The sequence below is a fragment of the Bacillus sp. MM2020_4 genome, assembly GCF_011250555.1.
Taxonomy (GTDB): Bacteria; Bacillota; Bacilli; order Bacillales; family Cytobacillaceae; genus Neobacillus.
Window position 1 is genome coordinate 33615 of the sequence record NZ_JAANMZ010000034.1, and the last position, 15155, is coordinate 48769.

The 15155-nt window shown below is 42.9% G+C and carries 16 protein-coding genes, 1 rRNA gene and 1 riboswitch; of the genes, 13 read left to right on the forward strand and 4 right to left on the reverse strand.

What is annotated here, in order from left to right:
• Positions 1-262: 262 nt before the first annotated feature.
• Entirely contained in the window at positions 263-649 is a 387-nt protein-coding gene (gene gloA2 / locus G6554_RS18345) for an SMU1112c/YaeR family gloxylase I-like metalloprotein (protein ID WP_166244493.1), read from the forward strand.
• Between the two features lie 66 nt (positions 650-715).
• Here the strand turns inward: gloA2 and G6554_RS25605 are convergent, their stop codons facing one another.
• Positions 716-1204, reverse strand: a complete 489-nt coding sequence (locus G6554_RS25605) for a hypothetical protein (RefSeq protein WP_207342943.1) — start codon at positions 1202-1204, stop codon at positions 716-718.
• A gap of 293 nt (positions 1205-1497) precedes the next feature.
• Between G6554_RS25605 and G6554_RS18355 the strand changes: the two genes are divergently transcribed.
• Together G6554_RS18355 and G6554_RS18360 are read left to right on the forward strand one after the other, a co-directional pair.
• Positions 1498-2154 (forward strand): 5-bromo-4-chloroindolyl phosphate hydrolysis family protein, encoded by a 657-nt coding sequence (locus G6554_RS18355; RefSeq protein WP_166244495.1) that lies wholly within the window; start codon positions 1498-1500, stop codon positions 2152-2154.
• A complete protein-coding gene (locus G6554_RS18360; protein ID WP_166244496.1) occupies positions 2151-3335 on the forward strand; it encodes a toxic anion resistance protein in 1185 nt (394 codons plus the stop codon). Before G6554_RS18355 ends, G6554_RS18360 begins: the two co-directional genes overlap by 4 nt.
• 93 nt (positions 3336-3428) lie before the next feature.
• On the opposite strand, the gene G6554_RS18365 is transcribed toward G6554_RS18360, so the two are convergent.
• Positions 3429-4217, reverse strand: a complete 789-nt coding sequence (locus G6554_RS18365) for a M15 family metallopeptidase (protein ID WP_166244497.1) — start codon at positions 4215-4217, stop codon at positions 3429-3431.
• A gap of 196 nt (positions 4218-4413) precedes the next feature.
• Positions 4414-4499, forward strand: a riboswitch (cyclic di-GMP riboswitch).
• Positions 4500-4553: 54 nt separating this feature from the next.
• On the opposite strand from G6554_RS18365, the gene G6554_RS18370 reads away from it, so the two are divergent.
• Positions 4554-4718: a hypothetical protein gene (locus G6554_RS18370; RefSeq protein WP_166244498.1), complete on the forward strand. Its 165-nt coding sequence runs from the start codon at positions 4554-4556 to the stop codon at positions 4716-4718.
• A gap of 74 nt (positions 4719-4792) precedes the next feature.
• Here G6554_RS18370 and G6554_RS18375 read toward each other — a convergent pair whose 3' ends face one another.
• Positions 4793-5878, reverse strand: coding sequence for a multicopper oxidase domain-containing protein (locus G6554_RS18375; protein WP_242637706.1), 1086 nt, complete (start codon positions 5876-5878; stop codon positions 4793-4795).
• 177 nt (positions 5879-6055) lie between these two features.
• Here G6554_RS18375 and G6554_RS18380 point away from each other — a divergent pair, with 177 nt between their 5' ends.
• The 8 genes from G6554_RS18380 to G6554_RS18415 all read left to right on the forward strand — a co-directional run bounded on the left by G6554_RS18380 (position 6056) and on the right by G6554_RS18415 (position 14054).
• On the forward strand, positions 6056-6202 hold the full coding sequence (locus G6554_RS18380; RefSeq protein ID WP_166244499.1) for a hypothetical protein: 147 nt from the start codon (positions 6056-6058) through the stop codon (positions 6200-6202).
• A gap of 470 nt (positions 6203-6672) precedes the next feature.
• Positions 6673-8736: a glycoside hydrolase family 3 protein gene (locus G6554_RS18385; protein WP_166244500.1), complete on the forward strand. Its 2064-nt coding sequence runs from the start codon at positions 6673-6675 to the stop codon at positions 8734-8736.
• Positions 8737-8789: 53 nt separating this feature from the next.
• Positions 8790-9044, forward strand: a complete 255-nt coding sequence (locus G6554_RS18390) for a hypothetical protein (RefSeq protein ID WP_166244501.1) — start codon at positions 8790-8792, stop codon at positions 9042-9044.
• A 27-nt stretch (positions 9045-9071) separates the two neighbouring features.
• Positions 9072-9974, forward strand: coding sequence for an ABC transporter ATP-binding protein (locus G6554_RS18395; RefSeq protein ID WP_166244502.1), 903 nt, complete (start codon positions 9072-9074; stop codon positions 9972-9974).
• A 1-nt stretch (position 9975) separates the two neighbouring features.
• Complete coding sequence (locus tag G6554_RS18400; protein ID WP_166244503.1) at positions 9976-10713, forward strand: ABC transporter permease; 738 nt, start codon at positions 9976-9978, stop codon at positions 10711-10713.
• Positions 10714-10719: 6 nt separating this feature from the next.
• Positions 10720-11832, forward strand: a complete 1113-nt coding sequence (locus tag G6554_RS18405; RefSeq protein ID WP_166244504.1) for a sensor histidine kinase — start codon at positions 10720-10722, stop codon at positions 11830-11832.
• Positions 11833-11882: 50 nt separating this feature from the next.
• On the forward strand, positions 11883-12485 hold the full coding sequence (locus G6554_RS18410; RefSeq protein ID WP_166244505.1) for a response regulator transcription factor: 603 nt from the start codon (positions 11883-11885) through the stop codon (positions 12483-12485).
• 282 nt (positions 12486-12767) lie between these two features.
• Complete coding sequence (locus tag G6554_RS18415) at positions 12768-14054, forward strand: nucleotide sugar dehydrogenase (RefSeq protein WP_166244506.1); 1287 nt, start codon at positions 12768-12770, stop codon at positions 14052-14054.
• A 32-nt stretch (positions 14055-14086) separates the two neighbouring features.
• Here G6554_RS18415 and G6554_RS18420 read toward each other — a convergent pair whose 3' ends face one another.
• On the reverse strand, positions 14087-14704 hold the full coding sequence (locus tag G6554_RS18420; protein WP_166244507.1) for a LysE family translocator: 618 nt from the start codon (positions 14702-14704) through the stop codon (positions 14087-14089).
• A gap of 352 nt (positions 14705-15056) precedes the next feature.
• Between G6554_RS18420 and G6554_RS18425 the strand changes: the two genes are divergently transcribed.
• Positions 15057-15155: ribosomal RNA gene (locus tag G6554_RS18425) — 16S ribosomal RNA — on the forward strand; the annotation flags it as partial.

Consider the following 15155-nt stretch of genomic DNA (forward strand, 5'->3'; position numbering starts at 1 on the left):
ATAATTAGGGAGGGCGAAACTAGAAATTGGCGAACTTTTTGTGAAGGGAAGGGGATGTTCTTGCAGTTAATTTGGAAGTGTAAATATATATTGTGGTTCTTTAATGAATCATTGAAAAATACCATGTCACATTACAACAACAAATTGTGATATCGTAAGTTTACAGGAATTATTCATTGGGATGTGTTCTGTCTCGTATTATTTAGTATCGCATTGGTTAAAAGTGGGATATTGTTTATTTTTATTTAAGGGAAGTGTTTACATGAAATTAAAAAGGATCCACCATATCGCTGTTATTTGTTCAGATTATCAAAAATCAAAGGATTTTTATGTGCGGGTTCTTGGTTTGACACCTGTACAGGAGGTCTACCGAAAGGAAAGGAACTCGTATAAACTTGATTTGGCAGTGGATGGGCTTTATCAAATTGAGTTGTTTTCGTTCCCGGACCCACCGGTACGGCCAAGCTATCCGGAAGCTGCTGGGTTAAGACACATTGCCTTTGAGGTGGAAAATATGGAAGAAGCTGTACGTGATTTAACAAGGCACGATGTTACCGTCGAAGAAATCCGGATAGATTCCTTAACAGGCAAAAAGTTTACCTTCTTTGCCGATCCAGATGGGCTTCCGATCGAGCTGTACGAGCGTTGATAAGCGGAATGGAAGGACCAAAAGCAGGTTATCAATTTGATAGCCTGCTTTTTATAGTAAACCTATCTAAGGGATACCGTATTCAGCGGGTGACCATGTTCCATATCCCCCGACAGGTGGATAGGCTCCGGATCCATAAATATTTGGACCCATCCCCTGATAACCGGGAGGGGAAGCAACAGGGTATCCATACCCTGCACCCGGTCCATAACCGTAAGGCCCCGCACTAGGTGGATAGCCACCATAACCAGGATATCCTCCAAAACCTCCATATCCTGCTGGGACGGATCCGTGTACGAGCCCAGATCCTAAATACCCTAACCCCAGCCCGAGCATGCCGGCACCCAACGCCCCCAGACCCGAATGAGCAGCGTGCTGATCGCCAGAGTGTTGATGCCCCCCGTGATAATGATGATTCTCATGGTGATGGTACGGAACCTGGTGATGTGATTGCCCTCCGTGGTGGTGCTGATTTCCCTGATGATAATGTCCGCCAGTGTGGTGTTGGTTTACTCCGTGATGGTGCTCAACAGGCATTCTATAAGGATAATACATGTAAAACTCCTCTCTCCTCTTTATTACTCGAGTTTTCTTATATACCTTTATTAGCCTATGAAATACATTTAATTCCTCTTGGGCGTGGATCATAATTCGAATAAAAATACGTCTTAAGTCTTAGATTTCTTTCCGTTTGTGGTCTATGGCAGGCAGGAGTTTTTTCGTGTATTGTGGAAGTAGTAACTGGAAATAACTTTCTTTTGATACGGATATTTTCAAAAGAAGTGAAACATTCATTTCCCTTCATTCGTATGAATATAAAGGATTATTAAGTCAGGAGTCGATTTATTATGAACCCGATTTTGTCATTTCTGCTTCGCACATTTGTGGCTGTCCCGATAACCGTATGTACATGGCTAATTTGCTTTTTTCCTATTGGACTCACTTTCTGGTCATCAACTGCTTTTGCAATCCTTGGAGGGGTCCTTACCCATCTGATCCTATCGTTGTTCATGAACATCAGCTATTTAAAAAAGCATCAGCTTTCACGGAAAGAATACCGCTATATTAGGAAAAATTTAGCCGAAGCAAAACAGAAAATCAGGCGCTTAAATAAAAGTATTTTCAAGATCCGGGATATTTCATCTGTTAAACAAAGAATTGACATTCATAGAATTACAAAAAAAATACACAAGATGACAACAAAAGAACCGAAGCGTTTTTACAAGGCGGAGGAGTTTTATTTTTCCCATTTGGATTCAATTGTTGAACTAACAGAAAAATATACCTTCCTCTCCTCGCAACCGAAGCAGAATAGCGAGATAGGGCAGTCCCTTATTGAAACACGTAGAACATTAAATGAACTCTCAAGGGTGTTGGAAGAAGATTTATATCAGGTCATTTCGAATGATATCGATACCTTAAACTTTGAAATTGATGTCGCAAAGCATTCTATCAAGAAAAACAAAGATTCCAAATTCCCTGAAGAAAATAGGTGGCTAAAATGAGTGAAAACAATCCAATCGATCTTACTAAATCTGGAAATTTATTAGATGATATTCTGGCCGATCCATTTGGTGATAAGCAGGAATTGACCCAAAACCCGGCACCGCAAACACAAGCGAATGAAGTGAAACCGGTCAAGTTAATTGACGTCATACCAGAGGAAAATCGGGCGAAGGCCTATCAGCTGGCGGAACAAATCGATCCGGCCAACCATCAAGCGATGATTCTTTACGGCACCCAAGCACAAGGAAAGTTGCTTTCCTTTTCCCATGCCATGCTTGAGCATGTTCAGAAACAGGATGTGGGTGAAATTGGAGAAATCATTAGTGACTTAATGAAGAGGCTTGATGAGGTCAATCCGGATGAACTAAAGGATGGGAAGCCATCCTTATTTGCTCGTATGTTTGGAAAAATTTCCGGCACCCTTCAAGAAGTGCTATCCAAATACCAGAAAACAGGGGCGCAAATTGACCGGATTAGTGTGAAACTTGATCGCAGTAAAAATGTCCTTTTATCCGATATAAAATTGCTTGAACAGCTTTATGAAACGAATAAAGAATATTTTCATGCTCTGAATATTTATATCGCCGCCGGTGAAATCAAACTGGAAGAAATGCAAACCAAAACAATTCCACAGTTAAAAATAGCAGCGGAGGCAGCCAATGACCAAATGAAATTTCAAGAAGTCAACGATATGATTCAGTTCGCAGACCGTTTAGATAAGCGTCTGCATGATTTGAAATTAAGCCGTGAAATCACGATTCAAAGTGCGCCGCAAATTCGCTTAATCCAAAACACAAACCAGGCACTTGTGGAAAAAATCCAATCATCGATCATGACGGCCATTCCCCTATGGAAAAATCAGGTGGCGATTGCGTTGACACTGATTCGCCAGCGTCATGCGGTGGAGGCGCAAAAGCAGGTGTCGAAAACCACCAATGAGCTTCTCTTGAAAAATGCTGAAATGCTAAAGACCAATACGATTGAAACGGCAAAAGAAAACGAGCGCGGTTTAGTGGATATTGAAACATTAAAGAAAACCCAGGAAAGCTTGATCACAACACTCGAAGAAACCATGCGAATCCAAGAGGAAGGCCGCCACAAGCGCCGTCTTGCCGAACAAGAACTTGCTAACATGGAAAACGACTTACGTCTGAAATTACTTGAAATTAAAGGGAAATAAGAAAAAGGGCCTTCACTCGCTGCCTAGTACAAGCTGCAAGTGGAGGCTCCTTTTTATGTGTCTATTCCACGCGGACAGTGTCCACAAAGGGTGTCAGGCACCGTTATTTACTGGCGCGGTATTGTAGTATTCTTCGAGTGTGATGCCGCGGTCCATGATTTTTTTGGCGATCGTTTTGCCGACGTAACGGAGGTGCCAGGGTTCGTATTGGTACCCGGTAATTTGCTCTTTTCCTTTTGGATAGCGGATGATGAATCCATAATCAGCGGCATGTTTCTGTAGCCAGTCCGCCTCGGGAGTTCCCTTGAAGCAATCCTCGGCCGCACATTTTCCATTGCCACCCGTTACATCAATGGCGAGGCCTGTTTCATGCTCGCTTGTACCAGGAACAGCACTATAGGTCATAGCAGCCTCGTACCCATCTACATTAACGTAGTGATTAAATAAGGAGGTTTGTTCACTATGGGAGCGGTATGCCGAGACACCCAGCAGGCTTATACCATCCTGTTTAGCCGCAGTAAATAACATTTCGATAGCAGTTGCGGCCTTAGCACGCATTTTCCGCTTTTCTAATTTCTCTGCAAAAATAAATTGGATATCGGGATCAACCAAATCACTGGGATTGTAATCATCAGGAAGCATATGATGCTTGTTGACAAGAACAGGGATCATTTCCGGCGTAGTAACAATCTGAACACCCGAATCTGTCTGCCTACCATCCTTATTTTTGTTTGACTCAGCTGTTGAAGAATGATCTGCGGGGACAGGCGGCAGATTTGCCTCACTACTATCCTTTTTCGCCGAATGATTTTTCCAGGAGCATCCTGATAAAGAAAGTGTAATCACAAGAAGACAAATATTGAATCTAGTTAATTTTGGCATGATAATCGTCCTTTTAAAAGAAAACTCACTTCATTATATATCATTGACACGATCTATGGCTTTAAAACAGCCTTAGGAAAAATAAACCAACCTCCCTATTACATTCCTAAACTTACTAAATAGTTTGACTTATTAGGTCTATTGTCCCTTTACTTTTAAATGGCGACTGCATTATAGTTTTTATAAACACATAAATCGTACGAAACGGCAAAACCATTGAAAGATGGTGACGCAAAACTATTAGGGGCTAATGTTTAACGACGATGCTTGCCAGTTACCGAACACGACTAACTACTCCTGCGATTTATGTAAACCAACAATGGAGGAGGTTTTCATGTGTTGAAATTATTTATGCTGGGTAAATATTATTATCATCTATTCCAGCACCGTCACCATGAATTACTGCAGCAAGATTGCCTGGATGATGCATTAAGAATGAAGTTAAAGGTGAAAGCGACGTATCATAATAGTAAAGCGTTTGAAATGGGTCTGAGAATGTAAGGGCTTCTGGAATATTTAATCACAACAAAAAGTGTCGGGGTTTTTCACCCGACACTTTCATTTTGATTTGAAAATTAATGTGACATTACCATACTACCATCATCATGGCCATCTTTCGTGACTTTCAAGACGCCGTTGGCACCCTTTGTCGCATGGTTAAATTGGTGTGTAACAAATGGGTAACTGCCTTCCTTCGTGACAGTGAATTCAACCACTGCCCCGCCACTAGCTGGAAGCATTACTGTTTGCATGCCCTTCATATGGTTAAACGGATTACCATCCATATAGACATCATCAAACATGGTGCCGACCACATGGAAGCTTGACACTTCATTTGGACCAACGTTCATCACATAGAATCTCACTTTGTCGCCAACTTTCGCTAGCAGCGGTTTGTCAACAAGCGCACCTACTGTTCCGTTTGTGTTAATATCCCCATCTTTTAAAGCCTTCGCTGAAAAAACAACATATTTTGGTGTTCCATTTGTAAAATCATCTAAATTATTGTATTTGTACCATTCATTTTGCACGATGACAAATTCACGATCGACTTCGGAATCGGTCGGATAGCCGGTAGTTGGTTTGACGATAATGGTCCCATGCATGCCGTTAGCAATGTGTGATAGCACTGGCTTTGTACCGCAATGATACATGAATACCCCTGGATTATCAGCAGGATAGCTGAAAGAACCGGTATGGTCTGGCATTACATTCGCAAAATCTTCAGATGGTGCAGCATGTACAGCGTGAAAGTCCATGCTGTGTGGAATGGATGGATCCATATTTTTTAAGGTAAAATTAATTTTATCGCCTTGGTTCACGACAATGACTGGCCCTGGGGCTTCGCCATTAAAGGTCCAGGCTTTATACATATCGCCTTTAGAAATTTCAATATCCGTGATTTGTGATGTCATTTCGATATTGACTTCATGCTCGCCGATTCTATCTATTTTTATGGGTGTTGGTTTTTGATTTAGATGCTCATGGGGTGCAATAACAGTTGAAGATGCATTCTTATTAGTCTGTGCCTTCACATCTTTTTCAATTGAAAGTTCCGCCTTACCACAAGCACTTAACACTACGACAGATGAAACAATAATTGCTGCAAACTTCGTGATCTTACCCATTGATAATCTCCCCCAGTTACTCCTTTTTTTCATTCCTTACTACACCTTCATTTTAACTTCTCTAGTGATTGCTCTAGTGATTTAGGTCACTGAAAATGGGGTGGATAGTGAACAGTTTGTGAACAAGTGAGCAAGACAATATTAACAACGTGTTAATACTAAATAATGACATACCAGTTGGGTATTCTACTAGGAAAGGGAGGTTATTTTTTGAAAAATAGGGTCGACGGAACGAGCGAAGGATTGAATCAACTATTCGAGATTATTAACGCAAAAGGGGATGAAGGGGAATTAAAGGAGATTGTGGAAAAAGGAAGGCCTATCTCCGAAACAGAGGAGTCTGGTATTCCGGATTAGACAAGGGGAAAAGGGTGGACTTAGAATATGTTTCTAGGTCCTCTTGTGAGTTATCCTCAGAAATGGTAATAATTTGTGGACAAAGCAACCAATAATGTAGATAACTTTTTGAAAATTGTGGATAAAAATACGAACAATGTGGATAGATATCTCTATTTGTAACAATCGTGAATAAGGAATAAAAACATGTTGATAAATTTGTGTATAACATTAAATCTTTGTTGATAACTGCTGATTGATTGTGGGTATTTCCTTAAAATCTGTGGATAATACAAAATTGAAAGAAAAGACCAAAAATAATGCGAATGATCCTCGCCTTTATACCTAATAAAACAAGAGGAATAGGCTTGTATAGGACATAGGTGGTATAGACGACTATACAGACCCCCATATATGATTAAATCAATATGTAAGCGCAATCATAGTTTTATACATAAATCAGCGCCTGCATCTATGGAGGAGGAGAAACGATGCGAAAATTTTTCAGGACGTGTATGACCTCATTTCTTGCATTTGCCTTATTGTTAACGGGGATTCCATTTGCAGGGGCTGCGGCGGCTTCGGGGATTAAGGACCTAGTGATTGACCTTAACGTTCCGCAAGTAACAAGGGACGTGAAGGACAACAAAATTCAATTAAATGCCCTTCATGTGTACGAAGATGGCCGCTTTATGCTGGCATCTGAAAATCTGACTTGGAAATCTTCCAATAAGAATGTGGCCGCTGTCAAAGATGGCGAGGTTACCCTCTCAGGGCACAATGGCAAAACCTTCATCTCTGTTAGTGATGGCAGCTTCACCGATCGGATGGCGATTCAATTCAAAGGTAATCAAGGAGAAATCCTCATGGAAAAAGAAAAGGGATCACGCTATGATCTGATCGGAGATGCCATCCAACAGATGACGATGGAAGAAAAGGTTGGACAAATGCTGATGCCGGATTTCCGTACTTGGAAGGGGCAAAATGTAACGGAAATGAATGCTGAAATTTCTGCGCTTGTTAAAAAGTATCATCTCGGCGGTGTCATTCTTTTTCGTGAAAACACCGTAACGGCTGCGCAAACAACGAAGCTCGTGTCGGCTTATCAGGATGCGGCAGAAAAATATGGCTTGTTAATTTCAGTTGACCAAGAGGGCGGGATTGTAACTCGCCTGCAGTTCGGAACCGATTTTCCTGGGAACATGGCGCTTGGCGCCTCAAGATCTGAAGAACTGGCTGAAAAAGTGGGCAGGGCGATTGGCGAGGAACTTGACGCGGTCGGGATTAATATGAACTTTGGACCTGTTCTCGATGTAAATAATAACCCCGATAATCCGGTGATTGGCGTTCGGTCATTTGGCGAGGATCCTGAGCTTGTTGCCAAGATGGGGAATGCCTATATTAAAGGTCTGCATGAAACGGGAACGGCTGCAACAGCCAAGCATTTTCCAGGTCATGGCGATACCGCAACGGATTCACATTTAGGTCTGCCAGAGGTTCCGCATGATATTGACCGCTTGAAAAAGGTAGAATTGTACCCTTTCCAACAGGCGATGGATGCCGGAATTGATGCAGTGATGTCGGCCCACGTTACTTTCCCGAAAATCGACCGCACGAAAGCTATTTCAAAAAAGGATGGCACGGAAATTGCTATTCCCGGGACCCTATCACACAAGGTGTTAACCGGTTTAATGCGTGAAGAGATGGGCTTTAAGGGTGTTATTGTGACCGATGCGATGAATATGCAAGCCATCGCCGACCATTTTGGTCCCGTCGATGCCGCGGTTCGTGCCGTAAAAGCGGGAACGGATATTGTGTTAATGCCGGTAGGACTTGAATCCGTGGCAAATGGTCTTTATGATGCCGTTAACTCCGGGGATATCCCCGAGGAAAGACTCGACCAATCGGTAGAACGGATCTTAACATTGAAATTAAATCGGGGAATTGTGAAGGCTGAAGTGGAAAAGAGCCTTGATGAAAAGGTTGCCAATGCCAAGAAAGTGGCGAGATCTGCGGAACATTTGCAGGTAGAAAAAGAAGCGGCGGCAAAATCGATTACGCTTGTGAAAAATAACGGCGTCCTTCCTTTAAAGGCTACCGCCGAGGATAAAATGGTTGTCGTCGGATCCAGCGCTTCGGTGATCACGGCCGAGGTCAAAAAGCACCATCCAAATGTTACCGTGATCGATACAGCAGCACCGCTTTCGGCTGCCAATTTAGCCATCGCCAAAACAGCAAAATATATCATAGTTGGGACAAATACCTCTACGGTAAGCGGCAGATTGCCCTCAGCCAATTTAATGAAGCTGGCCAATCAGATGATGGAGCAGACGGACGCTGCCGTGATTGCTGTGGGGCTTCGTAATCCATACGACATGATGGCGTACCCTAATGTAGATGCGTATTTGACCCAGTATGGCACGAAAGATGTAAGCTTTGAGGCTGCAGTGAACACGATCTTTGCTGTAAATCAGCCAACCGGCAAACTTCCAGTTACAATTTACAACCAGGACGGCAGCGTCATATACGGGTTTGGCCACGGGTTAGGGTACTGATTTTTAAAAAAATACCGTTTGAGAGACCTTCTGCATAGGAGGTCTCTTTTTACGTGGTCGGGTCCCTGCTGAAAAATGTACTTCGCGGAATAAATGGTCAATTCGGCGGAATTCCGTCTAAGTTTGCCGGAATAAATAAGAAAGTTGGCGGATTAAATTCGAAAACCCGCGGAATGAACACGAAAACCCGCGGAATGAACGCCGCCCCTGTGAATCCAACCACAAATAGGTCAAAAGAATATGACATTTGTCACCTCGTTTTGGTGACATTCCTTACTAAAAATTACCTTCCAGACGTCATACAATGAAATCAGAAATCAGGAGGTGTTCGAGCGATGAACGAAATTGTACGCGTAACAAACGTGACAAAGTCATTTCAACATAAAATAGCGGTTAACGATGTATCATTCACCATTGGGAAAGGCGAGGTGGTAGCGATTCTTGGCCCGAATGGCACCGGGAAAACAACCACCATTTCGATGATCTTGGGACTGCTTACCCCAACAGTGGGCGAGGTCAAATTATTTAACCACCAGCCGCAGGAGAAGAAGGTTCGCGAAAAAATCGGCACGATGCTCCAGGAAGTCAGCGTCATGCCCGGCCTTAAAGTCCACGAAATTCTCCAACTAATAAGAAGCTATTATCCGCAGCCACTTGAGATGGCGGAACTCATCAACCTAACAGGTCTAACCGAGCAGGACATGAAAACACGCGCGGAAAAACTGTCAGGTGGTCAGAAACGTCGTTTAAGCTTCGCCCTTGCCCTCGCAGGCAACCCGGAACTAATTATTTTTGATGAACCGACGGTCGGCATGGATAGTATATCAAGAAATCGCTTTTGGCAAACGATTCACCACCTTGCAGACCAAGGGAAAACGATTATTTTCTCCACACATTATCTGCAGGAAGCGGATGATGCGGCGGATAGGATCCTACTTTTTAAAGACGGTTCCGTAGTTGCTGATGGAACACCGACCGAAATCAAAGCGAGAATTTCGAAGCAATCGGTTTCCTTTATCGTTGACCCGGAGAAATCACTGGAAAACTTATATCTCCACAGTGAAGTGGATAATATTTACCGAAAAAACAATCGTGTCTATGTCCAGTCGAATAATACAGACCGAGTCCTAGAGTTACTTTTTCAAGAAAAAATCGGTGCCCATGACATTCAAATCGAACGCGGCAAGCTTGAAGAGGCGTTTGAACAGCTAACAAGCGGCACGAAGGAGGCCATATAAAATGAAAACATTCCAAATGCAGTGCAAAGTCGAAATTCTCCGCGTCCTCAGGAATCGCTATTTTGTATTTTGGTCACTCGTAATGCCAATTCTCTTCTATTATATTTTTACAAACGTGGTCAACACCAATGCGCCAGACCAAGCCGAGTGGCAGGCGCATTACCTCATGTCGATGACCGTGTTCAGTGTCATGGGCTCGTCGATGATGACGCTCGGCATCCGAATGGTGCAGGAGCGCTCCCAAGGCTGGTCGACATTCATTCGCATCACGCCACTTTCTGATACAATCTACTTTGCGGCGCAAATGATTGGCCAAAGTGTGATCCATCTGCTTTCGATTACAATTATTTTTATTGCAGGGGCACTCATCAATGACGTGTCACTTACCGCCTTTGAATGGATTGCCAGCGGTTTGTGGATTTTGCTCGGCTCGCTGCCATTCCTCGCCATTGGCACCTTGATTGGCATGATGAAAAAAGTAGAAACGGCTGCCGGTATCAGCAACGTAATTTATATGGTACTCGCGGTTGCTGGCGGGCTGTGGATGCCGCTTGAGATTATGCCGAAAATCATGCAAACCATCGGAAAATGGCTGCCATCCTATAATTTCGGCAATGGCGCCTGGGAGATTATCCGCGGCAATATGCCCGATTGGAAAAGTATTCTAATTTTAATCGCCTATTTAGCGGTATTCATGCTACTATCGAAGTATATGAGACGAAAGCAGGAAGCAGCGTGATAGAGGATGAAGTGGTCCGTTTTTCCGAAAAGATTTGGCTTGTTCCCGTATATCTTTCTCGTTTATATTGGTTTTCCAGCTGTTTATTTAACAAAAGAATCAGGGTTGAAGCAGCTCCTTGGCTATGGAATGTTGCTGCTCTTCCTGGTGACCTATCGCCAGCTCTATTTTCTTATTGGAAAAAAAACATTCACCCTCTGGCTGGCCGTGCAAATGGCGATTATTTTTATCTTCAGTCTGTTTTACCACTTAAACTACATGTTTTTAGGCTTTTTCCCGGCGAACTTTATCGGCTGGTACCAGGATAAAACGGGATTTAGACGTGGACTCATCTGTTTAGTGGTAGTTGAAATTCTGCCGTTCATTGTCCATCTGATCCGAACGAAGACCTTTTTCACTCCGGCAGAACTCATTTACTTTGTCCCATTTCTGATTATTATGCTGATTTCTCCGTTTGGCATCCGTTCCATGAACCGCCGGATGGAGCTGGAAAAGGAGCTCGACCAGGCGAATCAAAAAATTGAAGAATTGGTCAAAAGAGAAGAACGTGTTCGGATTGCCCGTGATCTCCACGATACACTCGGCCATACGCTTTCACTCCTCACGTTAAAAAGCCAGCTAGTCCAGCGATTGACCGCGACTGATCCAGAACGGGCCCGGCTTGAAGCAAAGGAAATGGAGGTCACTTCCCGTGCGGCACTCAAGCAGGTACGCGAACTTGTCACTGATATGCGCGCAGCCACCATCACGGAAGAACTGCTGCAAGTGCAGCAAATCTTGCGTGCTGCGGGAATTACCTATCATTACGATGGCGATAGTGATTTTTCCAGTGTTTCCCCGTTTACACAAAACATCATCGGGATGTGTATCCGTGAGGCGGCAACTAATGTCGTCAAGCATAGCCGGGCCACCCATTGTTCGATTGCCATCAAGCAATTTTCTGGAAAAATGAACCTTATCATCCATGATGATGGGATGGGCTTACGGAATAATTATGTGGTTGGGAATGGTTTACGGGGAATGGAAGAGAGATTGGCACTCGTTGACGGCGGGCTGGTCCTGTCCAACCATAATGGGACAGTCTTGGAAATCAATGTACCAATTATTAAAAAGCAATAGCATTTGGATATCGCTTTTTCGTTCCAATTAATAGAGGAGGGGGCTGCAGTATGATTCGCCTGTTTATTGCGGAAGATCAGCGAATGCTGCTAGGAGCATTGGGGTCTTTGCTAGATTTAGAGAAAGATATGAAGCTCATCGGTCAAGCGATGAACGGAGAAGAAGCGCTTATGGCAATCACGGATCTGAAGCCGGATGTCTGCTTAATGGATATTGAAATGCCTGTTTTGAATGGTCTCGAGGTGGCGGAAGAGCTTGTACGCCGGGCGTCTCCAAGTAAGGTCATCATCTTAACCACCTTTGCCCGTCCTGGCTATTTTGAGCGTGCGGTAAAAATCGGTGTCCATGGGTACTTATTAAAAGATGGGGAAATTGACGAGCTCACTGATGCAATCCGCAAGGTGATGGCGGGAAAACGAGTGTTCAGCCCGGAGTTGACCTTTGATGTGATTCGTGAGGAAAACCCGCTGACCCCGAAAGAACAAGAGATTTTGCGCCTTGCGGCTTTAGGGAAGACCACCAAAGAAATCACATCCGAACTCTATTTATCATCGGGCACCGTCCGCAACTACATCTCCGAAATCATCCACAAACTCGATGCCAAAAACCGAACCGAGGCCGCCAGTATCGCCGAGAAAAAAGGCTGGATCTAGCGGTGGAAAGAGTACCCTTCATGGGTGCTTTTTTTGTATATGGAACCTTACCAGATCAAGTAGCCGAGATGCAAAAGGTAAACCTAGATAGTCAATGAAAGCCTGTTTCATTGATTGAAATAGAACTCTATATAGGACAACTCCCCATTTATGCCCTTTTATGTTCGGTACCCTTCCACAAATTTCGTTTGTGAATAAATTAATACAAGCCATGTCAAAGATTCGTCAGTCTTTTCATACTGACACACGTCTTTATCGGAGATGAAGGGGGAATAATAAACTGTGAATATATTAATCGTTGGAACGGGATATGTCGGAACAACGACAGGTCTTGTATTTTGTGAAAAGGGTCACCAAGTAACAGGGTTAGACCTTGATGAAAAGAAAATAAAAGCATTAAAAACAGGTAAACTCCATTTCTATGAGCCTTTTCTTGAGGGATTGTTAACTAAACATGTCACAAATGAAACAATCAAATTCACAAAAAAGGCCAAAAAGGCCATCAAAGAAAATGATGTTATTTTTATTTGTGTCGGAACGCCGAAGGGGACGGACGGAAGTGCCGATCTCACCTATGTAAAAAATGTGGCTGAGTCCATCGGGAAACATATGAACCACTATAAAGTAATTGTCACAAAAAGCACGGTACCAGTGGGAACAGCAGAATTAGTAACGAACTGGATCAAGGAAAGTCAAGCTGAAGCCATTCCCTTTGATGTTGTCTCCAATCCCGAGTTCCTGAGGGAGGGTTCTGCACTCCAGGATGCCTTCAACCCCGATCGAATTGTCATCGGTACAACGAGTGAACCCGCAAGAAAAATAATGCGTGAATTGTATCAAGATTTCACGTGTCCAATTCTTGAGACCAACCCGAAAGCCTCCGAAATGATTAAGTATGCCGCGAATTCCTTCCTTGCGATGAAAATTTCCTATATCAACGAATTAGCGCGGGTTTGCGATAAACTCGGGATCAATATTAATGACGTTTCAACGGGGATGGGACTCGACAATCGGATTGGCCCGCAATTTTTAAAAGCAGGAATGGGCTATGGAGGTTCCTGTTTTCCAAAGGACGTCAATGCGCTCATCCAAATAGCGAAGGAAAATGAAACCACGCTAACAATCTTAGAGAAAGTAGTTGAAGTGAATGAAACTCAACCGCTTATCTTTGTTGAAAAAATAAAACAGGCCCTTGGCGGGGATTTAATCAATAAAACGATTGCCTTGCTCGGATTGTCGTTTAAAGCAAACACCGATGATACACGGGAATCGCCGAGTCTTACATTGATAAATAAATTAATAGAAGAGCAAGCAATCATCAAGGCACATGATCCGATTGTAAAAATGGCATCGGTTTCCTCGTTCAACCAATTCCAAACAATAGAAGAAACAGTTACCGGCGCAGATGCACTCGTAATCTGCACAGACTGGGATGCGTATAAAAATGTTGATTGGGCAAGCCTGAAACCATTAATGGGGCAGCCATATCTTTTCGATGGAAGAAATATCGTGAATAAAGGAGTAGTAGAAAGTCTTGGATTCCATTATGCAGGGGTGGCCAATCATTAAGGAATAGAAAAAAGAGCATGCAGATGCTCTTTTTATTTTTGACTCTGAAACACTAACTGCAGCCCTAAACCAATATAGATGATGCCGACTACTTTGCCTTGCCAGCGTGCAAATCTACTATTCTTAGTAGAAAATAACTTATTTCCTATCGAACTTGTTAGGAAGGCTAGCATGGTCGTATACAAAATACTCATAAGGACAAACGTGAGTCCAAGAATTAATAGCTGATACACGACAGGAATTCCGTTGCTGCGGACAAATTGTGGTAAGAATGCTAGGAAAAAAAGCGCTGTTTTTGGATTTAGTAATTCAATGAGCAACGCTTGGCGGAACGATCCGGCAGGATTGCTCTTTTTTGTGACAGGTTTCTTCATATTCTTTGATTTTTCCAAAACAGATTTAATGCCAAGGAAAATAAGATAGGCAGCGCCTGCGTATTTAACGACCTCAAATGCGAGTGCCGACGTCATTAATATAGCCGAAAGTCCTAGTACAGCAGCAATGGTATGGAGTAAGTCGCCAACGGCAATGCCAACACCAGTGATGACCCCGGCTTTCCTTCCGCCTTGAGCTGTTTGCGAAACCGTTAATAAAACAGCTGGTCCTGGAATTAGGAATAACACCATAACTACGAAAATAAATGATAGCAAACCCTTGCCTCCATTCAATTTTAATTTTCTGAATATTTATCAATCATTATAACATAGGCGCATTTATGTTAAGAAATAAATCTGCACCGAATTTTATTTGAAAATAAATATAAAAAAGCATTGACCAATCTATTAATCTCCTGTAATATATGAAAAGTCGTCAGCAAGACGATAAGCAGTTTTAAAAAAGTTGTTGACATTAACAACTTGAAATGATATAGTAATAAAGTTGCTTCAAGCGAAGTAACGAATTGTCCTTTGAAAACTAAACAAACAAAAACGTCAACAAACAATATTTTTTAGTTTCAATATAGATGAAACTATGCCAACGTAACAAATGAGCTAATCAACTTTCTTGGAGAGTTTGATCCTGGCTCAGGACGAACGCTGGCGGCGTGCCTAATACATGCAAGTCGAGCGGATCTTTGGGAGCTTGCTCCCATTGGTTAGC

Coding starts and splice junctions, on each gene's coding strand:
- G6554_RS18365 (WP_166244497.1), bottom strand. CDS start 4,217: ATGCCAAAATTAACTAGATTCAATATTTGTCTTCTTGTGATTACACTT.
- G6554_RS18375 (WP_242637706.1), bottom strand. CDS start 5,878: ATGAAAAAAAGGAGTAACTGGGGGAGATTATCAATGGGTAAGATCACG.
- G6554_RS25605 (WP_207342943.1), bottom strand. CDS start 1,204: ATGTATTATCCTTATAGAATGCCTGTTGAGCACCATCACGGAGTAAAC.
- G6554_RS18385 (WP_166244500.1), top strand. CDS start 6,673: ATGCGAAAATTTTTCAGGACGTGTATGACCTCATTTCTTGCATTTGCC.
- G6554_RS18410 (WP_166244505.1), top strand. CDS start 11,883: ATGATTCGCCTGTTTATTGCGGAAGATCAGCGAATGCTGCTAGGAGCA.
- G6554_RS18405 (WP_166244504.1), top strand. CDS start 10,720: ATGAAGTGGTCCGTTTTTCCGAAAAGATTTGGCTTGTTCCCGTATATC.
- G6554_RS18360 (WP_166244496.1), top strand. CDS start 2,151: ATGAGTGAAAACAATCCAATCGATCTTACTAAATCTGGAAATTTATTA.
- gloA2 (WP_166244493.1), top strand. CDS start 263: ATGAAATTAAAAAGGATCCACCATATCGCTGTTATTTGTTCAGATTAT.
- G6554_RS18355 (WP_166244495.1), top strand. CDS start 1,498: ATGAACCCGATTTTGTCATTTCTGCTTCGCACATTTGTGGCTGTCCCG.
- G6554_RS18400 (WP_166244503.1), top strand. CDS start 9,976: ATGAAAACATTCCAAATGCAGTGCAAAGTCGAAATTCTCCGCGTCCTC.
- G6554_RS18395 (WP_166244502.1), top strand. CDS start 9,072: ATGAACGAAATTGTACGCGTAACAAACGTGACAAAGTCATTTCAACAT.